Raw genomic sequence first — 18,058 nt, 5'->3', positions numbered from 1 at the left:
CCGCCCGGGATGTCCCGGGCCGCGCTTCCGCGCGGCCCGGGCTCCGGGGCAGGGTGCGGGCCGGCCGGTCAGCGGTCGAGGAGGGCGATGCGGATGGCCCGTTCGACGTGGGCCGCGGTGTTGGCGTGCCCTTCGGCGTTGGGGTGGACCAGGGTGACGCGCTTCTTGATGAGGCCGCAGTTCAGCAGCGTGCCCGGGAGCTTGGCGGGCCAGTAGTCCTCGGCGTCGCCGCAGACGCCCTCGACCCACTTGGTGCCGGCGGGCTGGCAGGCGTCGTGGCCCACGCTGGAGGAGTAGACGTCGACGTATCGGTCGCCGAAGAAGGAGGAGACCCGCTGGATCGTGCCGTTCAGCGGCTTGAGGACCTCGTCACGGAGCCAGTCGACGTCGGTGTGGGTGATCGAGCCGAGCTCGGTGAGGGCCAGACGGTTGCAGTCACTGCCTTGCTCCGGCAGGACGGCCGGGTAGCCGACCGTGATCACCCTGGCCTGGGGCGCGGCCCGGTGGACCTCGGCCAGCATCTCGATGTACTCGTCCTGGACCCGGCCGAGCTTGTCCTGGAGGCTCTCCTCTCCCGCCGGGGGGTTGGTGTAGTAGTCGCGGCAGGACTTGCCGGACGCGCCCAGTTCCAGGCACTTGAGGAGCATGCCGCCGAAGGGCAGGCTGTTGCCGCCCACCCCGACGGTGACGATGTCGGTCTGGTCGCCGAGGCCCGCCCGCTCGGTCTGCGGGTCCACCGCGGACCAGCCGCCGGCGGGGGGCTGGACCGGGCTGATCGGCGTCTGCCGGTCCTTGGCGATGTGACCGATGGCGGCGTTGCCGCAGCTGACGTTCGTCAGCTTGACGGACTTGCCCGGCGGGAACTCGGCGAGCTCCCGCTGGACCACACCGGGGTAGGCGTCCGAGGTCCGGTCGCAGCCGTCACGCGACGCGTCGCCCAGCGCGGGCTGCGGATCGCCGACGAAGCCGCCGGCGGTGTACGAGTCGCCCAGCGCGGCCCACTCGTACTGATCGGCCGCACCGGCGGATCCCGCGGGCACGAGCGTGGACGCCGCCAGCGCGAGTCCGACGGCCATGGCCCGCGTGCGCAGGCGGGAGACGGGGTGTCGCATGGATCCTCCAGGATCGGCAGAAGACGCCCCGGGCCGAAGCGTGCCCCGGGGCGGAGGCAACCTCGGCCAAGATCATCCACGCCCTCCCCCCACCCGCTCGACGAATCGGGCACATCACCCTCGATCGAGCTAAATCATCAGATCTTCCGCGTCGTCGCCCGCCGGCGCACCATCCCGGGCAACTCGCCGAGAAAGATCGTTCCGGCGGTCAGCGCAGGTGGAGCAGCACCAAGAAGACCAGCGCGTCCGCCACCACCAGCCCCGGCGCGGCCAGCGCGAGCTTGACGCGCCGGGCGGAGTTGCGGACCTTCCACGGCAGGGCCCAGCACACCACCAGCAGGACCAGCACGAGCACCAGCCCCGGCCAAAACACCGTCCACGCCGTCTCGAAGCTCCGGTGGAAGGCGCGGGCGCGCTCCCCGTTGCAGTTGCCGCACTCCATCGGCGAGAGCATCGCGTACACCAGCGCCACGAAGGCCATCGGCAGCGTCAGCAGCGTGGAGAGCAGCGGCGCCACGAAGGCCCGCCGGTCCCGGGCGTCCCCGGCGGGGGCGGCGGCGGAGGTGTTCTCGGTCATGGGAGCACTGAACCCCGCCGGCCCGCACCCGCGGATCCGTACGGCTACTCAAAACCCGTCTGGGTACGCGCCCACGGCACCCGCCCGCCCCCGGGAACACCGAAGGGGCCCGGGGCGCACACCGCACCCGGGCCCCTCCGGCCGTTAACCTCACGTCGCGCGACGCCGGCGCGCGCCCGGACGGCGCTCGCTCGGGCGGGCCACCGTCTCACCGGCGGCCTTGGCCGCCTCCCGGCGCGCCTCCCCGTACGCGGCCAGCGCCTCCGCCAGCTTGCCCACGCTCGGCTCCGGCGACAGCACGTCCACGCGCAGCCCGTGCTCCTCCGCCGTCTTGGCCGTCGCCGGCCCGATACAGGCGATGACGGTCACGTTGTGCGGCTTGCCGGCGATACCGACCAGGTTGCGCACCGTCGAGGACGAGGTGAAGAGCACGGCGTCGAAACCGCCGCCCTTGATCGCCTCACGGGTGTCCGCCGGCGGCGGCGAGGCCCGCACGGTCCGGTAGGCCGTGACGTCGTCGACCTCCCAGCCCAGCTCTATCAGCCCGGCCACCAGCGTCTCGGTGGCGATGTCGGCGCGCGGCAGGAAGACGCGGTCGATCGGGTCGAAGACCGGGTCGTACGGCGGCCAGTCCTCCAGCAGCCCGGCCGCCGACTGCTCACCGCTCGGCACCAGGTCCGGCTTCACGCCGAACTCCACCAGCGCCGCCGCGGTCTGCTCGCCCACCGCGGCGACCTTGATGCCCGCGAAGGCACGCGCGTCGAGCCCGTACTCCTCGAACTTCTCCCGCACCGCCTTGACGGCGTTCACCGACGTGAAGGCGATCCACTCGTACCGGCCCGTCACCAGACCCTTGACCGCCCGCTCCATCTGCTGCGGGGTGCGCGGCGGCTCCACGGCGATGGTCGGCACCTCGTGGGGCACCGCGCCGTACGAACGCAGCTGGTCGGAGAGCGAGGCGGCCTGCTCCTTCGTACGCGGTACGAGGACCCGCCAGCCGAACAGCGGCTTCGACTCGAACCAGGCCAGCTCCTCGCGCCGCGCCGCGGCGCCCCGCTCGCCGACCACGGCTATGACCGGGCGCGAACCCTCGGGGGAGGGGAGCACCTTGCCCTGCTTGAACACCTGGGCGATCGTGCCCAGGGTCGCGCTCCAGGTCCGCTGCCGGGTCGTCGTGCCGCCCACGGTCACCGTGAGCGGCGTCTCCGGCTTGCGGCCGGCCGACACCAGCTCGGCGGCCGCGCTCGCGACCGTCTCCAGCGTCGCCGAGACGACCACGCCGCAGTCGCTCGCGCCGACCTCGCTCCAGCAGCGCGCCGAGGCGTGCCGCGCGTCCACGAAGCGCACGTCCGCGCCCTGCTCACCGCGCAGCGGCACACCCGCGTACGCGGGCACGCCGACGGCGGTCGCCACACCGGGCACCACCTCGAAGGGGATGCCCTGGTGGGCGCAGGCGAGCATCTCCTCGGCCGCGTTCCCCTCCAGCCCGGGGTCGCCGGTCACCGCACGGACGACCCGCCTGCCGGAGCGTGCGGCCTCCATGACAAGATTGGCGACGTCCGCGGCGGTCGACGGAGTACGGATCGCCGGGACACCGGCGGCGGCTGACGCCTCGTCGGCGACGGTCAGCTGAGGCGTGTCGACACCCGCGCGCGCGTGGGTCCGTACGACCTCGAGCACCTCGGGCTCCGCGATCAGTACGTCCGCGGCGGCGAGCGCCTCCACGGCGCGCAGCGTGAGCAGACCCGGGTCGCCCGGACCCGCACCGAGGAAGGTGACGAGCCCGGGGGCGGCTACGCCCGCGAAGGGGGAGGTGGTGGGGCTTGAGGGGTTCAAAGGGATCGCTCCCCCATCAGACCGGCCGCGCCCTTCGCCAGCATCTCGTCCGCGAGTTCGCGGCCGAGCGCCATGGCCTCGTCGTAAGACTGGGGCACGGGACCGGTGGTGGACAGCTGCACCAGCGTCGAACCGTCGAGGGTTCCGACGACACCACGCAGGCGCATTTCATTGACATTCCGCCCGTCGGCCAGCAGGTCGGCGAGCGCGCCCACGGGTGCGCTGCACCCGGCCTCCAGGGCTGCGAGGAGCGCCCGCTCCGCGGTCACGGCGGCCCGCGTGTGCGGGTCGTCGAGCCGGCCGAGCGCGGAGATGAGGTCCGCGTCGGAGGCGAGGCACTCCACGGCCAGGGCACCCTGGCCGGGCGCGGGCAGCACGTTGTCGACCGCCAGCAGGTCGGTCGCCTCGTCGGCGCGGCCGATCCGGTTCAGGCCGGCCGCGGCCAGCACGACCGCGTCGAGCTCGCCGGCGCGCACGAAGCCGATCCGGGTGTCGACGTTGCCGCGGATCGCGACGGTCTCGATGGACTTGCCCAGGCTGCGGGCGTACGCGTTCAGCTGCGCCATCCGGCGCGGCGAACCGGTACCCACGCGGGCGCCGTCCGGCAGCTGCTCGAAGGTCAGGCCGTCGCGGGCCACGAGCGCGTCGCGCGGGTCCTCGCGCTCCGGCATGGCCGCGATGACCAGCTCGTCGGGCTGCGCGGTCGGCAGGTCCTTCAGCGAGTGCACGGCGAAGTCGACCTCGCCGCGGACCAGGGCCTCGCGCAGGGCCGTGACGAACACGCCGGTGCCGCCGATCTGCGCGAGGTTCTCGCGGGACACGTCACCGTAGGTCGTGATCTCCACGAGCTCGACGGGCCGGCCGGTGATCGCCCGTACCGCCTCGGCGACGTGCCCGGACTGGGACATGGCCAGCTTGCTGCGTCGCGTGCCAAGCCGGAGGGGCTGGTCGGGACGTGTGTTCATGATGCCCGTCCTGGGTCGTCGTTCTTCGGATCGGCCGCGTCCGCCCGGCTGACGGATGCCACCGTCTGAGGGTCGAGGTCGAAGAGTTCGCGCAGCGCCTCCGCGTACCCGGCGCCGCCGGGTTCGCTCGCGAGCTGCTTGACGCGCACGGTCGGCGCGTGGAGGAGCTTGTCGACGACGCGGCGCACGGTCTGGGTGACCTCCGCGCGCTGCCGCTCGTCGAGATCGGGTACCCGCCCGTCGAGCCGTGCCACCTCCATGGCGACGACCTCGGCGGCCATCGCCCGCAGGGCGACGACGGTGGGCGTGATGTGCGCGGCCCGCTGCGCGGCGCCGAAGGCGGCCACCTCGCCGGCGACGATGCCGCGTACGGCGTCGACGTCGGCGGCCATGGGCGCGTCGGCGGAGGCCTCGGCGAGGCTCTCGATGTCGACGAGCCGCACGCCCGGGATGCGGTGCACGGCGGCGTCGATGTCCCGGGGCATGGCCAGGTCCAGCAGGGCCAGCCGTACGGGGACGGCCCCGTCCGCCTGGCTCCGCGCCGCCCGGCGCGGCTGCCGCTGCGCGGCGGCCTCGCCCTGGTCGGCCCAGGCCCCGTGCAGTTCGAGGGAGCCGGCGTCGACCCCGGCCAGGGCGGAGCGTCCGTCGCCGGCGGCGGCGTCCGCCCCGACGGGGCAGCCGTCGGCCTCGACGGCGGCGGCCGCCGTGATGGTGCGCGCGGCGCCGGCGTCGGCGAGCCGCCGCCCGCCCTCGGCGGCGGCCACGAGCCGGGCCACCACCTCGGCGTCGACGGCCGCGCCGGCGCGCGCGTCCCGGCCGCCCGCGTCCGGCGCCGCCGGCGCCTGCGGCGCGGCGAACCCGGAGGCGTACCCGGTGGCGGACAGCGCGAGGGCGACGTCGTCCCCGGTCAGCACCAGTCCGGTGGCCCCGGTACAGGACACGACCACGTCGACGCGGGACAGCTCGTCCGCGATGGTGGACATCGGGACGGCCCGCGCCGCGACACCAGTGCCCGAGGCAACCAAAATCTCCGCGAGACGTTCCGCCCGCTCCGCGGTCCGGTTCGCCACGACCACCTCGGCGACACCCACGCGCGCCAGGGTCGCCGCCGCCAGCGAGGACATCGAACCGGCGCCGATCACCAGCGCCCGCTTCCCGGCGGCCCACTCCCCCACCGGCAGGTTCACCGCGAGCTGCTCCAGCCCGAACGTCACCAGCGACTGCCCGGCCCGGTCGATCCCGGTCTCCGAGTGCGCCCGCTTGCCGACGCGCAGCGCCTGCTGGAAGAGGTCGTTGATCAGCCGGCCGGCCGTGTGGAGCTCCTGGCCCAGGGCCAGCGCGTCCTTGATCTGGCCGAGGATCTGGCCTTCGCCGACGACCATCGAGTCCAGCCCGCACGCCACCGAGAACAGGTGGTGCACGGCCCGGTCCTCGTAGTGCACGTACAGGTAGGGGGTGAGCTCCTCCAGGGCGACCCCGCTGTGCTGCGCGAGCAGCGTCGACAGCTCGGCGACGCCCGCGTGGAACTTGTCCACGTCCGCGTACAGCTCGATGCGGTTGCAGGTGGCGAGGACGGCGGCCTCGGCCGCCGGCTCGGCGGCCAGGGTGTCGTGGAGCAGCTTGGCCTTGGCGTCGGCGGACAGCGAGGCCCGCTCCAGCACGCTCACCGGCGCGCTGCGGTGGCTCAGGCCTACGACGAGCAGACTCATGCCGGCATCACCGCCGGCACGTCACCCTCGGGGCCGCCCTTGCGCGCGGCCGCGGCGGCCCGCCCGGCCGGCGGCTCGACGGCGGCGGCGGGCGCGGCGCCGGCGCCGGTGACGGCGACCGCGTCCGCGCCGGACACGGCGACGGCCTCCGCGTCCGTACCGGACTCGCCCGCCTTGCGCTGTTCGTGGAACGCCAGGATCTGGAGCTCGATGGACAGGTCGACCTTGCGCACGTCCACGCCCTCCGGCACGGAGAGCACGGTCGGCGCGAAGTTCAGGATGGAGGTGACACCGGCGGCGATCAGCCGCTCGCTGACCTGCTGGGCCGCGCCCGCGGGGGTGGCGATGACGCCGATGGAGACGCCGTTCTCCTCGATGATCCTCTCGAGGTCGTCGGTGTGCTGCACGGGCATGCCGGCCACCGGCTTGCCGGCCATGGCCGGGTCGGCGTCGATCAGCGCCGCCACGCGGAAGCCGCGCGACGCGAAACCGCCGTAGTTGGCGAGGGCCGCGCCGAGGTTGCCGATCCCGACGATGACGACCGGCCAGTCCTGGGTCAGGCCGAGCTCGCGGGAGATCTGGTAGACGAGGTACTCGACGTCGTAGCCGACGCCGCGCGTCCCGTACGAACCGAGGTACGAGAAGTCCTTGCGCAGCTTCGCGGAGTTGACTCCGGCCGCGGCGGCGAGCTCCTCGGAGGACACCGTGGGCACCGATCGCTCGGAGAGCGCGGTGAGGGCGCGCAAGTACAGCGGAAGCCGGGCGACAGTGGCCTCGGGAATACCTCGGCTGCGGGTCGCCGGTCGGTGAGTTCGGCCAGTTGCCACGATGCTCCTGCGGGATGAGCGGGGCTGCAGGCGGCCTTTTGTCCCAGGACCGCCCCGTCGAATGCAGGCTATGTCTTTGTGAACGCGTGCACAAAGATTGTGTCCGCTTTGTCCGAGCAAAGTGACCGGGGTCACGCGGGCTGGGCAGAGGGGGCCCGGACCGGGAACGGGCCGAACCCGTTCAAATCCCGAGGGGGGCAAAACGGTACACACTCCTCATCGATACGCCCCCGAGTCCCCATAAATCGCCCATGATGGTAACGGGCGAAACGGTCAGGCTCCCAACGCCCGCCGCAGCCGGTCAGGGTTCACCCTCCAGAAGGTGTGCTGTTCACCGTCGACCAGCACCACCGGGATCTGCTCCCAGTACAGCCGGTAGAGCTCTTCGTCCTGCGAGATGTCCTTCTTCTCCCACTGTGCGCCCGTCTCGGCACACACCTTCTCGATCACCTCCTGGGCGTCGTCGCAGAGATGGCACCCCGGCTTCCCCACGAGCGTCACCATCCGCTCCTCGGGACGCTTCTTTTCCTTACGGCGCAGCAGAGGACTCATGCGGCCATTGTCCCGCGCCGGGCCGGGGGGTCCGAAGAGTTAACCGCCCCGTCTCCCGGCGGTTCGGGAACTCCCGAACACAATGGCTATGCTCGCGTCATGGCCGCTCTCGGATGGCTCACCCCCCGTAAGCGCTCCGCGACAGCGCGGAGCGTGCTGGCCGGCGAGGCCTCGGCCGAGGCCGCCCGCAAGACCGCGCAGGCCGGCGCCCCGCACACCGCCGGGCCGGCCGTCGCGCCGCAGGCCCTGACCGGAGCGCCACCGGAGACCGCCCCCGAGGCCGTACTCGAAGCCGCCGAGCCGGAGTTCCCGGTCCACGGCGACGACCTCGCCGCCGCCTTCTTCGACCTCGACAACACCGTCATGCAGGGCGCCGCGATCTTCCACTTCGGCCGCGGCCTCTACAAGCGCGAGTTCTTCCGCCGCCGCGAACTGGCCCGCTTCGCCTGGCAGCAGGCCTGGTTCCGGCTCGCCGGGGTCGAGGACCCCGAGCACATGCAGGACGCGCGCGACAGCGCCCTGTCCATCGTCAAGGGCCACAAGGTCTCCGAACTCACGGCCATCGGCGAGGAGATCTACGACGAGTACATGGCGGAGCGGATCTGGCCGGGCACCCGCGCCCTGGCCCAGGCGCACCTCGACGCCGGCCAGAAGGTGTGGCTGGTCACCGCCGCCCCCGTCGAGACGGCCACGATCATCGCCCGCCGCCTCGGCCTGACCGGCGCCCTGGGCACCGTCGCGGAGTCCGTGGACGGGATCTACACCGGGCGCCTGGTCGGCGAGCCGCTGCACGGCCCCGCGAAGGCGGAGGCGGTGCGCGCGCTGGCCGCCGCCGAGGGCCTCGACCTCGAACGCTGCGCGGCGTACAGCGATTCGCACAACGACATCCCGATGCTGTCCCTGGTCGGACATCCGTACGCGATCAATCCCGACACAAAACTGCGCAAGCATGCCCGGGCCCACGACTGGCGGCTGCGCGACTATCGGACCGGCCGCAAGGCCGTGAAGGTCGGCGTCCCGGCCGCCGCCGGGGTCGGCGCGATCGCGGGCGGCGCGGCCGCCGCCATCGCCCTGCACCGGCGCCGCCGGTAGCAACACCGGGCCAGGGCCTTCCCGCAGGCCGCCCGGCGGTCATTCGCTCCCCTCTACCCGCGCCGTCGGCGCGGCACTCCGGCCTGCCCGACCCGGTCGCGAGCCAGCGTGGAAGCGTCCATTCCGCGTCTCCAAGCGATCAGGAATCGATCACCAACCGGGCCTGAATATGCCCTCGACACGCAACAGAAATGTCGGAACCGGTGATTTAGGCAACTGGGTGTAGCGCTGCCTGTACGAAGCGTTATTCTCCTCAAACGCATGCCGCCGCCCATCTGTCGCCACGACGGGTGAACGGTCCCGCACTGCACGTGATGGAAGCTCTGCCTCTGGGAGTCCCGTGTACCCACCTGTCGGGGTTGACGCCTCGGGCCTGGCTACGCTGCGCGCGACGGTCCTCGACCACCTGCGCGGCTTCGTCCCCACCGCGTACGCCGTCCCCGCCCTCGCCGCCGCGGTCCCTGCCGGCCTCGGCCCGGCCGGCCCTTGCTACGCCCTGACGGACGGCGGAGCCACCGTGGGCAGACGCGGTCGCGCGGCCGCCGCCGGCGGAACCAGCACGCCCACCGCCCGCCGCCCCACCGCGGACAGCGACCAGGCCCGCATGATGGACCTGGTCGAACGCGCCCAGGCCGGCGAGGCGGACGCCTTCGGCCGCCTCTACGACCAGTACAGCGACACGGTGTACCGCTACATCTACTACCGCGTCGGCGGCAAGGCGACCGCGGAGGACCTCACCAGTGAGACCTTCCTGCGGGCGCTGCGCCGCATCTCCACCTTCACCTGGCAGGGCCGTGACTTCGGCGCCTGGCTGGTGACCATCGCGCGGAACCTGGTGGCGGACCACTTCAAGTCCAGCCGCTTCCGCCTGGAGGTCACCACCGGCGAGATGCTCGACGCCAACGAGGTGGAGCGCAGCCCCGAGGACTCCGTCCTGGAGTCCCTCTCCAACGCGGCCCTGCTCGAAGCCGTACGGAAACTGAACCCCCAGCAGCAGGAGTGCGTCACCTTGCGCTTCCTCCAGGGCCTCTCGGTCGCCGAGACCGCCCGGGTGATGGGCAAGAACGAAGGAGCCATCAAAACGCTCCAGTACCGGGCGGTCCGCACCCTGGCCCGCCTGCTGCCGGACGACGCCCGCTGACCCTCTCCCGCACGACCCGACCTCACACCCGGTGACCCCTCGATGACGCTGTGGTCCGATCATCCTTCGTCCGTAACCCAAGTGCCGCGCCGCTCGTTGTGCGGAATGCAGGCTCCCTGTGGACACGCCCTGCCCGAAGCCGCTCACCCGAAAGGGTGGACGTGCTCAAGGAAGGCAACCTTCCGGACACCTGGGGGAGTCGATCGTCATGACGAGAGGAGGTGCCGCCAGTGATCGCGAACGTGACTCCGCACCGGCGGGCGAACGCCTTCGCCCAGGCCCTGGAGGACCGGACCGCGTCCGGTCTTTCAGAACCGGACCCGGCGGCCGAGCAGCCCGAGGCACCTGCCGAATCCGCCGACCACGAACGGTTGTTGGCCCTGGCGAACGTGCTCGGCGAAATGCCGCGCCCGGTGCTGGACCCCGAGGTCAAAGTGGTGCAACGAGCACAGCTCGTCGCCGCCATGGAGGCCATGGTGATGGAGGAGAGGGCCGGGGGCGGTGCCGCCGCGGACCCTCTGGTGCCCGAGCAGCGGACCGGCCGCGGCGCCCACCGGGCGACCTCGCTCCGGAAATTGCGGCCCCGCTCCCGCTGGTCCAAGGGCATCGCAGCGGGGGGCCTCACCGTGGGTGTGGCCGCAGGGGCCTTCAGCGGAGTGGCCGCTGCCAGCACCGACGCCCTGCCCGGTGATCCCCTCTACCCGGTCAAGCTGGGCATGGAGGACCTGAAGCTGGGCATGGCCGACGAGGGCCCGGACCGGGGCGAGGTCTACCTCGACCGAGCCTCCAACCGCATGTCCGAAGCGCGCCGGCTGATGGAACGCGGCCGCTCCGGCCCCCTGGACCACGAGGTCCTGGGCGCGATCCGGCGGGCGCTGGCAGGCATGCAGCACGACGCGGCGGAGGGCCACCGGCTGCTCCAGGCCGCCTACGAGCGGGACGGTTCGCTCGGCCCGATCCAGACCCTGTCCTCGTTCTCCCACTCCCACCGCGACGCGTGGGGCCGGATCCGGTCCAGCCTGCCGCCGCAGCTCATGGACGTGGGGAACCAGGTCACTTCGGTCTTCCAGGCCATAGACGATGAGGTGGCGCCGCTCGAGGGCCTGCTGCCCAAGCCCCCGGAGCAGCACCGCACCGTCCCGGGCGGCACCCCGGGCAGGCCGAGCGCCCCGGCGCCGGGCAAGCAGCAGTCCGCACCGGCACCGGACGGCCCGGCCTCGGCCCAGTCCCCCGCCGCCCCCAGCCCCTCCGGAAGCCACGCCCCGGCCCCCGGCAGCGGCCTCCTGGGCGGCACGGGCAACCTGCTGAATCCGCCGGCGCACGGCCAGTCCGCACCGCCCCCGGCGGCCCCGGCCCAGCCCCAGCCGGACATCACCCTCCCGCCGCTCCTCCCGGGCCTCCTCCCGGGCCTGGGCATCCAGGCGGAGGACGCCGAGTAAGAAGCGGAACGCCAGGCGCGGTTGGCTGCTCCAACCCCGCCTGGCGTTCCCGCGCGAGCGCCAGCGGCCCGGACATCAGAAGCACGGGCACCAGAAGCCCGGGCACCAGAAGCCCGGGCCTCAGAAGAAGACGGACCTCCGCTGCACCAGCAGCTTGTACAGCGTGTGCTGGATCTGCTCCCGCACCTGGTCCGTCAGGTTGAACATCAGCATCGGGTCCTCGGCGGCCTCCGGCGCGTACCCGTCCGTCGGGATCGGCTCCCCGAACTGGATGGTCCACTTCGTCGGCAGCGGCACCGCCCCCAACGGCCCCAGCCACGGGAACGTCGGCGTCACCGGGAAGTACGGCAGCCCCAGCAGCCGCGCCAGCGTCTTGGCGTTCCCGATCATCGGGTAGATCTCCTCCGCCCCCACGATCGAGCACGGCACGATCGGCGTGCCCGCTCGCAGCGCCGTCGAGACGAACCCGCCCCGCCCGAACCGCTGGAGCTTGTACCGCTCACCGAACGGCTTCCCTATCCCCTTGAAGCCCTCCGGCATCACCCCGACCAGTTCCCCGGCCTCCAGCAGCCGCTGCGCGTCCTCCGCGCAGGCCAGCGTGTGACCGGCCTTCCGCGCGAGCTCGTTCACCACCGGCAGCATGAACACCAGGTCCGCCGCCAGCAGCCGCAGGTGCCGCTCGGCCGGATGGTGGTCGTGGACGGCCACCTGGAGCATCAGCCCGTCCAGCGGGAGCGTCCCCGAGTGGTTGGCGACGATCAGCGCGCCGCCCTCCTTCGGGATGTTCTCGACGCCCTTGACCTCCACCCGGAAGTACTTGTCGAACAGCGGCCGCATCAAGGACATCAGGACCTGGTCCGTCAGCTCCTTGTCGTAGCCGAACTCGTCGACCTCGTACTCGCCCGTGATCCGCCGCCGCAGGAACGCCAGCCCGCCCGCGATCCGCCGGTCCCAGCCGCCGTCACCCCCCGCCCGCGCGGCCCCGGCCTCCGGCCCGTCCAGGGGCTCCACGACCGGCTGTACCGCCTCCGGCCGGTCCGGGACCGCCCGTACCTTCCGGGCCGCGCCGGACCGCCGGCGCGGCCGGTCCTCGTCGAACGGGATGACCTTGGCGTCGGCCACTATCGCTCCACTCCCTCGTCAACGTCCAACAGCTCCGCGATCCGCCCCACGGCCCGCCCCACCCGCTCCGGCGGCAGCAGCCCGCCGCCCCGGCTGCGCGCGAAGTCCGCGAAGGTCTCGGCGGTCGTGTACATCGGCCGGAAGCCCAGCGTCTCCCGCATCTGCGTGGTCTCCACGACCCGCCCGTACGTCAGCAGCCGGATCTGCTCCGGCGAGAAGTCCGTCGCCCCCACCGCCCGCAGCGCCTGCCCCACCCACGTCACCGCGGGCAGCGGGAAGGGCACCGCCGGCCGCCCCAGCCGCCGCGCGCACTGCGACAGCAGCAGCACCCCGTCGCCCGCGATGTTGAAGGTCCCGCTGTTCAGCGTCCCCCGCTCGGGCTCCCCCGCCGCCAGCCGCAGCACGTCCATCACGTCGTCCTCGTGGACGAACTGCAGCCTCGGGTCGTACCCCAGGACCGTGGGCATCACCGGCATGGAGAAGTACTCCGCGAGCGCCGAGTCCGCGAACGGCCCCAGGATGTTGGCGAAGCGCAGCACGCACACCGCCACGTCCGGCCGCCGGCGCGCGAAGCCCCGTACGTAGCCCTCGACCTCGGCGGCGTCCTTCGCGAAGCCGCCCGCCGGCAGCGTCTTGGGCTGCGTGGTCTCCGTGAAGACGGCCGGGTCCCGCGCCGTGCCCCCGTACACGCTGGTGCTCGACTTCACCACGAGCCGCCGTACCGTCGGGGACTTCTGGCAGGCCCCCAGGAGCTGCATGGTCCCGATGACGTTCGTTTCCTTGACGGCGCTGCGCCCGCCCGGCAGGCCCGCGGCGGCGCCGCCGGTGACCGCGAGATGGACCACCGTGTCCACGGCGTGCTCCGCGAGCACCCGGGCGATGGCCGACTGCCTGATGTCCGCCCGCACGAACTCGGCCGAACCGAGCCGGTGCGGCGGGCTCACCGCGTCGACCGCGATGACCCGTTCCACCTCGGGGTCGCGCTGGACGCGGCGCACGAAGCGGCCCCCCAGCTGCCGGGCTGCCCCGGTGACGAGCACGACCTTCCCCACGAGCTCAGCGCCTCCCTCGATGAAGTACCCCCGACTGCACCGCAGCCCCCCCACCAGGATGGTGGAGGGGCTGCGGAAAACACGTACAGCTGCCGTTTACTTCTTGTTACGGCGCTGGACGCGGGTGCGCTTGAGCAGCTTGCGGTGCTTCTTCTTAGCCATCCGCTTGCGCCGCTTCTTGATAACAGAGCCCACGACTACCCTCGCTCACTTCTCTTCACTGGTGCGGGGCGTCTGGGCCCACACGACCTACGTCGGCCTAGCCTACCCGCCCGAGGTCCGAGCTTGTAATCCGAGCCCTCCGCAGGTGTGGCCGAGCCTCGACAGGATGCCGAATCTCAGGCCGACTCCACCCCCACGAAGGACTCCCGGAGGTACTCGTGGACCGCGTTCTCGGGGACCCGGAAGGACCGGCCCACCCGGATCGCGGGCAGATGACCGTTGTGCACCAGCCGGTACACGGTCATCTTCGACACTCGCATCACCGAGGCGACCTCCGCCACGGTCAGGAACTGAACCTCGCTGAGAGGCCTCTCGCCAGCAGCCATGACACCCACCTGACCTTCCGCGCATGACGGGCACCGGCTTCCCCTCCGGTTACTCCTCGTCGTCGCACGCTCACTCCCCAGAGTAGGGGCGGGTGATACGAGTGGGGAAGAGGAGCTACGGCCACTCCTGACGCCCCGACAGCCCGGCGCGGTGCAACACGTGCCGGATCAGCGGCCCGTAGTAGTCCGAGCGCACCCCGTCATCAAGCGGAACGGCCACCGCCACCCGCCCCTCGGCCTCCCCGACGAACAGCGCCGGATCATCCGTATCCCCCAGCCCGATCGCCTCCACACCGAGCTGACCTGCACCGCAGACCCACCCGTGGTCCCCCACCACCAGCTCCGGCAGCGGCCCCCCGGCCTCCGCCAGCGCACCCAGCGCCAGCCGAACCGGCAGCGGCGAATGGGAGTGTGCGCCGGTGGCACTCCCGGCCCCCCGCGCGCCGGGCTCCCGCACCAGAGCGACCCCCCGTACGTAGTCGAGGCGGTGCGGGCGTACCCCGAACCGGGTCGCCATGTCGACATCCACCCCCTGCGCCGGAGTGAGGACAACACATCCCGCCGCCGACAACGCCCCCGCCAAAGCGGCGTAGAAGGGCAGGAGCCGGTGCGGGTGCCCCGTCCCCAGCAGCACGGGCGACCGGGCCCCCGCCGCCACCGCCAGACGCTCCGCGAAGGCCTCCAGGGCCGCCAGCGTCCGCTCCGGATCGATCACGTCCGGGCCCGTGACGTGCGACGGATCCGCCGAGACCCCGCACTTGGCCGCCATCAGCCCCAGCAGCTCGCCCACACCCCAGCGCCGCTCCGGCTCCAGCCCCAGCAACACCCGCGGATCCCCCGCCGCGAACAGCCGGTACCTGCGCAGACTCTCCTCCCGCGTCGTGGCGACGGGCCCGGCCAACCGGGCGGCCAGCAGATGCGCACGCAACGCGCCGGTGCTCAACACCCTCCGATGCTGCCGCACCGGATCTGCCGGTTCATCAATTTCGCCGAACGGCCCCACAGTTGGCGTAACCGTGGCAAGGACTGACACACCGTCACACCAGCATCCCGCGCAACGGGAACACCGCCTTCCGCGTCGCCAGAACGGCCTGATCCGTACGGTCCGCCGGATCGTAACCGGCGTCCCAGTCCCGCCATCCCGGCGTCCGCCCGTCCGTCATCCGGGCCGGCCCCGGCTGCCGCGTCCGCGCGTACGCCTCGTCCCGCCACGACTGCGGCACCTCCGCCCGCGGATCCACCGGCCGGTGTGCCGCGATCCCCACCAGGTGCGTCCAGGACCGCGGTACGACGTCCACCACCGCGTACCCGCCGCCGCCCAGCGCCAGCCACCGCCCGCCCGCGTACTCGTGCGCCAGGGCGTGACAGGCCTCCTGCACCGCGCGCTGCGCGTCCAGCGACACCGCCAGGTGCGCGAGGGGGTCCTCGAAGTGCGTGTCGGCCCCGTGCTGGGTCACCAGCACCTGCGGCCGGAAGCCCGCCAGCAGCTCCGGCACCGTCGCGTGGAAGGCCCGCAGCCACCCCTCGTCCCCGGTCCCCGCCGGCAGCGCCACGTTCACCGCGCTCCCCTCGGCGCCCGGACCACCCGTCTCCTCGGGCCAGCCCGTCTGCGGGAACAGCGTCCGCGGGTGCTCGTGCAACGACACCGTCAGCACCCGGGGGTCGTCCCAGAAGGCCGCCTGCACCCCGTCCCCGTGGTGCACGTCCACGTCCACGTACGCGACCCGCTCCGCGCCCAGCTCCAGCAGCCGCGCGATGGCCAGGGCCGCGTCGTTGTACACGCAGAACCCGGCCGCCCCGCCGGGCATCGCGTGGTGCAGACCGCCCGCGAAGTTCACCGCGTGCCCGGCCTCCCCGCGCCACAGCGCCTCCGCCGCCGCCACCGACTGCCCGGCGATCAGCGCGGACGCCTCGTGGATCCCGGGGAAGGCCGGATCGTCGACCGTCCCCAGCCCGTACGCGCCGTCCGCCGCCCCGGGATCCGCCGACACCGCCCGCACCGCGGCCACGTAGTCCTCCCGGTGGACCAGCCGCAGCGTCGACTCCCCGGCCGCCCGGGCCGCCCGCACCTCCATCTCCCGGTCCAGCCCGAAGGCCCGGACCAGTCCCATGGTCAGCGCCAGGCGCACCGGGTCCATCGGATGGCCCGGTCCGAAGTCATACCCCGTTACCGCCTCGTCCCACATCAACAGCCCGGTCACCGGCTCGCCGCTCATGCCCGACACCGTATCGGGCCCGGTCCGCGCCGAACGAGCGGGCGTAGAACAAGGTCACCAGCACCAGCACCATCGGCACCACCATCGCGCCCCGATAGCTCCAGGCGTCCCCGATCCCGCCGACCAGCGGCGAACCGATCAGGAAGCCCACGTAGTTGAAGATGTTCAGCCGCGCCACCGCCGTGTCGGAAGCACCGGGGAACAACCGCCCCGCCGCCGCGAAGGTCTGCGGCACGATCACGCACAGCCCGATCCCCAGCAGGGTGAAGCCCAGCATCCCCACCCAGGCCCCCGGCGCCACCGCAACCACCGCGAACCCGCCGGCCGCCACCACCGTCCCGGCCCGCACCACGGCCACCGCCCCGAACCGGCGCACCCCGAGGTCGCCGACGGCCCGCCCGGCCAGCGTCGTCACCATGTACACGTTGTAGGGGACCGTCGCGAGCTGCTCCGAGCCGCCCAGCACGTCCTGGAGGTACTTCGCACTCCAGTTCGCCACCGTCGAGTCACCGATGTACGCGCAGGCCATCACCAGGCACAGCGGCAGCAGCAGCTTCCCCCCGCCCGCCGGCCACCCCTGCTCCGCCTTGCCGACGCCGGCCCGCGCGTCGACGTACCACCGGCTCGCCAGCAGCGCCGCCGGCAACAACACCGCCACCGCCGGCAGATACCCCGCGAACAGCGGCAGCTGCCAGTGCGCCCCCGCCCACGCCGCCGACGCCCCGAGGATCCCGCCGAGGCTGTACGAGGCGTGGAAGCCCAGCATGACGCTGCGCCCGTACTCCCGCTGGAGGCTGACCCCGAGCATGTTCATCGAGGCGTCCAGCGCGCCCACCGCCAGCCCGAACACGCCCAGGGCCACCGCCACCTGCCCCATCCCCCGGCCGGCCCCCACCCCGAGCAGGGCCAGCAGGACGACGGGCTGCGCCCACCGCAGCACCGCGCTCGGCCCGACCCGCTTCACCAGGTGCTCGGTGGCGACGCTGGAGACCCCGGCGAGGACGGGCACGCCGGCGAGGAAGGCGGGCAGCAGCCCGTCGGATATCCCGTACCGGTCCTGAACGGCCGGGATCCGGGTCACCAGGAGGGCGAAGGCGACCCCCTGCACGAAGAAGCTGAACCCGAGCGCGCCGCGCCCACGGCGAAGCCGTACGTCAACCGTCATGGCGGCACAGCGTAGGCCCCGCCGCTACCGGTGGGTAGAGAGATCACGCACCCAAACCGTCGCCCAGCCCGAGCAGGGAGGACAGCTCCTTCATCTCCCCGAAGCAGGCCGTGGCGCCCGAGAGTTCCTCGGCGGGGACCAGGGAGGTGAAGCCGAACACGTCCATCCCGGCGGCCCGGGCGGCCCGCACCCCGGCGGCGCCGGCCTCGACCACCACGCACCGCGCGGGGGCGACGCCCATCATGTCGGCGGCGTGGAGGAACAGATCCGGCGCAGGCTTGTCCTGCCCGACGTCCTCCGCGCTGAAGATCCACTCCTCTTCGAACCACTCGCCCATGCCGGTCGCGTCGTGGGTGGCCCGGATCTGCTCGTGACCGGAGGAGGAGGTCACGCAGTAGGGCATGCCGAGCGCGGACAGCGCCGCCAGCACCTCGGTCACCCCGGGCACGGGCCGTAGCTCGCGCGAGGTGGGGACCGTATCGGAGAGCGGCTCACTGTCCACGAGGACGCCGTCGTTGTCGAAGATGACCAGCTCGTAGCCCATCGGGCCACCATACGAGCAGTCAGCCGAGGTTGACGGGAACCGCGTGCTGGTAAACGGCTGAACGCGCCCTGAACGCAGAAAAGCCCCGCACCAGAAGGTGCGGGGCTTTCCCACAATGATTGTTCGGCGGCGTCCTACTCTCCCACAGGGTCCCCCCTGCA

Annotated in this window: 18 protein-coding genes; 3 read left to right on the top strand and 15 right to left on the bottom strand. The window is 72.8% G+C overall.

What is annotated here, in order from left to right; all coding sequences use genetic code 11:
- Positions 1 to 68: 68 nt before the first annotated feature.
- From ACZ4WZ_RS28345 to ACZ4WZ_RS28315, 7 genes are all read right to left on the bottom strand, one after another.
- The gene (locus ACZ4WZ_RS28345) at positions 69 to 1,112 is read right to left on the bottom strand and encodes an SGNH/GDSL hydrolase family protein (RefSeq protein WP_467894631.1); all 1,044 of its coding nucleotides are present in this window, start codon (positions 1,110 to 1,112) and stop codon (positions 69 to 71) included.
- Positions 1,113 to 1,320: 208 nt separating this feature from the next.
- Positions 1,321 to 1,689 (bottom strand): hypothetical protein, encoded by a 369-nt coding sequence (locus ACZ4WZ_RS28340; RefSeq protein ID WP_467894629.1) that lies wholly within the window; start codon positions 1,687 to 1,689, stop codon positions 1,321 to 1,323.
- 150 nt (positions 1,690 to 1,839) lie between these two features.
- Positions 1,840 to 3,525 (bottom strand): bifunctional uroporphyrinogen-III C-methyltransferase/uroporphyrinogen-III synthase, encoded by a 1,686-nt coding sequence (locus ACZ4WZ_RS28335; protein WP_388939528.1) that lies wholly within the window; start codon positions 3,523 to 3,525, stop codon positions 1,840 to 1,842.
- Positions 3,522 to 4,490, bottom strand: a complete 969-nt coding sequence (gene hemC / locus ACZ4WZ_RS28330; protein ID WP_467894626.1) for a hydroxymethylbilane synthase — start codon at positions 4,488 to 4,490, stop codon at positions 3,522 to 3,524. The genes ACZ4WZ_RS28335 and hemC overlap by 4 nt, the downstream gene beginning before the upstream one ends.
- Positions 4,487 to 6,199, bottom strand: a complete 1,713-nt coding sequence (locus ACZ4WZ_RS28325) for a glutamyl-tRNA reductase (RefSeq protein WP_467894624.1) — start codon at positions 6,197 to 6,199, stop codon at positions 4,487 to 4,489. Before ACZ4WZ_RS28325 ends, hemC begins: the two co-directional genes overlap by 4 nt.
- A complete protein-coding gene (locus ACZ4WZ_RS28320; RefSeq protein ID WP_467894622.1) occupies positions 6,196 to 7,026 on the bottom strand; it encodes a redox-sensing transcriptional repressor Rex in 831 nt (276 codons plus the stop codon). Before ACZ4WZ_RS28320 ends, ACZ4WZ_RS28325 begins: the two co-directional genes overlap by 4 nt.
- 273 nt (positions 7,027 to 7,299) lie before the next feature.
- Positions 7,300 to 7,578 carry a glutaredoxin family protein gene (locus ACZ4WZ_RS28315; RefSeq protein ID WP_388939535.1) on the bottom strand — a complete coding sequence of 93 codons (279 nt, stop codon included), beginning with the start codon at positions 7,576 to 7,578 and terminating at the stop codon, positions 7,300 to 7,302.
- A 99-nt stretch (positions 7,579 to 7,677) separates the two neighbouring features.
- Between ACZ4WZ_RS28315 and ACZ4WZ_RS28310 the strand changes: the two genes are divergently transcribed.
- The 3 genes from ACZ4WZ_RS28310 to ACZ4WZ_RS28300 all read left to right on the top strand — a co-directional run bounded on the left by ACZ4WZ_RS28310 (position 7,678) and on the right by ACZ4WZ_RS28300 (position 11,250).
- Positions 7,678 to 8,670 (top strand): HAD family hydrolase, encoded by a 993-nt coding sequence (locus ACZ4WZ_RS28310; RefSeq protein WP_467894619.1) that lies wholly within the window; start codon positions 7,678 to 7,680, stop codon positions 8,668 to 8,670.
- A 340-nt stretch (positions 8,671 to 9,010) separates the two neighbouring features.
- Positions 9,011 to 9,811 carry an ECF subfamily RNA polymerase sigma factor, BldN family gene (locus tag ACZ4WZ_RS28305; RefSeq protein WP_467894617.1) on the top strand — a complete coding sequence of 267 codons (801 nt, stop codon included), beginning with the start codon at positions 9,011 to 9,013 and terminating at the stop codon, positions 9,809 to 9,811.
- 230 nt (positions 9,812 to 10,041) lie between these two features.
- Positions 10,042 to 11,250 (top strand): DUF5667 domain-containing protein, encoded by a 1,209-nt coding sequence (locus ACZ4WZ_RS28300; protein WP_467894615.1) that lies wholly within the window; start codon positions 10,042 to 10,044, stop codon positions 11,248 to 11,250.
- Positions 11,251 to 11,370: 120 nt separating this feature from the next.
- Here ACZ4WZ_RS28300 and ACZ4WZ_RS28295 read toward each other — a convergent pair whose 3' ends face one another.
- From ACZ4WZ_RS28295 to ACZ4WZ_RS28260, 8 genes are all read right to left on the bottom strand, one after another.
- Complete coding sequence (locus tag ACZ4WZ_RS28295) at positions 11,371 to 12,372, bottom strand: lysophospholipid acyltransferase family protein (protein WP_467894613.1); 1,002 nt, start codon at positions 12,370 to 12,372, stop codon at positions 11,371 to 11,373.
- The gene (locus ACZ4WZ_RS28290) at positions 12,372 to 13,424 is read right to left on the bottom strand and encodes an NAD-dependent epimerase/dehydratase family protein (protein ID WP_467894611.1); all 1,053 of its coding nucleotides are present in this window, start codon (positions 13,422 to 13,424) and stop codon (positions 12,372 to 12,374) included. The genes ACZ4WZ_RS28295 and ACZ4WZ_RS28290 overlap by 1 nt, the downstream gene beginning before the upstream one ends.
- Positions 13,425 to 13,520: 96 nt before the next feature.
- A complete protein-coding gene (locus ACZ4WZ_RS28285; RefSeq protein ID WP_003948845.1) occupies positions 13,521 to 13,619 on the bottom strand; it encodes a 30S ribosomal protein bS22 in 99 nt (32 codons plus the stop codon).
- A 143-nt stretch (positions 13,620 to 13,762) separates the two neighbouring features.
- On the bottom strand, positions 13,763 to 13,972 hold the full coding sequence (locus ACZ4WZ_RS28280) for a helix-turn-helix domain-containing protein (RefSeq protein WP_162688852.1): 210 nt from the start codon (positions 13,970 to 13,972) through the stop codon (positions 13,763 to 13,765).
- A gap of 115 nt (positions 13,973 to 14,087) precedes the next feature.
- On the bottom strand, positions 14,088 to 14,918 hold the full coding sequence (locus ACZ4WZ_RS28275) for a phosphatase (protein ID WP_467894609.1): 831 nt from the start codon (positions 14,916 to 14,918) through the stop codon (positions 14,088 to 14,090).
- A gap of 91 nt (positions 14,919 to 15,009) precedes the next feature.
- Entirely contained in the window at positions 15,010 to 16,158 is a 1,149-nt protein-coding gene (locus tag ACZ4WZ_RS28270; protein ID WP_467894780.1) for an acetoin utilization protein AcuC, read from the bottom strand.
- Positions 16,130 to 17,353, bottom strand: a complete 1,224-nt coding sequence (locus tag ACZ4WZ_RS28265) for an MFS transporter (RefSeq protein WP_467894607.1) — start codon at positions 17,351 to 17,353, stop codon at positions 16,130 to 16,132. Before ACZ4WZ_RS28265 ends, ACZ4WZ_RS28270 begins: the two co-directional genes overlap by 29 nt.
- 43 nt (positions 17,354 to 17,396) lie before the next feature.
- A complete protein-coding gene (locus ACZ4WZ_RS28260; RefSeq protein WP_467894605.1) occupies positions 17,397 to 17,897 on the bottom strand; it encodes an HAD-IA family hydrolase in 501 nt (166 codons plus the stop codon).
- Between the last annotated feature and the right edge of the window lie 161 nt (positions 17,898 to 18,058).

The sequence above is a fragment of the Streptomyces sp. NPDC029122 genome (assembly GCF_055569445.1).
Note: the sequence above shows the minus strand (reverse complement) of the source record. Positions and strands in the feature narration are given on the sequence as shown.

Excerpts from the sequence above, each read along its gene's own strand:
- ACZ4WZ_RS28345 (WP_467894631.1), bottom strand. The coding sequence starts at position 1,112 with ATGCGACACCCCGTCTCCCGCCTGCGCACGCGGGCCATGGCCGTCGGA.
- ACZ4WZ_RS28340 (WP_467894629.1), bottom strand. The coding sequence starts at position 1,689 with ATGACCGAGAACACCTCCGCCGCCGCCCCCGCCGGGGACGCCCGGGAC.
- hemC (WP_467894626.1), bottom strand. The coding sequence starts at position 4,490 with ATGAACACACGTCCCGACCAGCCCCTCCGGCTTGGCACGCGACGCAGC.
- ACZ4WZ_RS28325 (WP_467894624.1), bottom strand. The coding sequence starts at position 6,199 with ATGAGTCTGCTCGTCGTAGGCCTGAGCCACCGCAGCGCGCCGGTGAGC.
- ACZ4WZ_RS28315 (WP_388939535.1), bottom strand. The coding sequence starts at position 7,578 with ATGAGTCCTCTGCTGCGCCGTAAGGAAAAGAAGCGTCCCGAGGAGCGG.
- ACZ4WZ_RS28310 (WP_467894619.1), top strand. The coding sequence starts at position 7,678 with ATGGCCGCTCTCGGATGGCTCACCCCCCGTAAGCGCTCCGCGACAGCG.
- ACZ4WZ_RS28280 (WP_162688852.1), bottom strand. The coding sequence starts at position 13,972 with ATGGCTGCTGGCGAGAGGCCTCTCAGCGAGGTTCAGTTCCTGACCGTG.
- ACZ4WZ_RS28270 (WP_467894780.1), bottom strand. The coding sequence starts at position 16,158 with ATGTGGGACGAGGCGGTAACGGGGTATGACTTCGGACCGGGCCATCCG.
- ACZ4WZ_RS28265 (WP_467894607.1), bottom strand. The coding sequence starts at position 17,353 with ATGACGGTTGACGTACGGCTTCGCCGTGGGCGCGGCGCGCTCGGGTTC.
- ACZ4WZ_RS28260 (WP_467894605.1), bottom strand. The coding sequence starts at position 17,897 with ATGGGCTACGAGCTGGTCATCTTCGACAACGACGGCGTCCTCGTGGAC.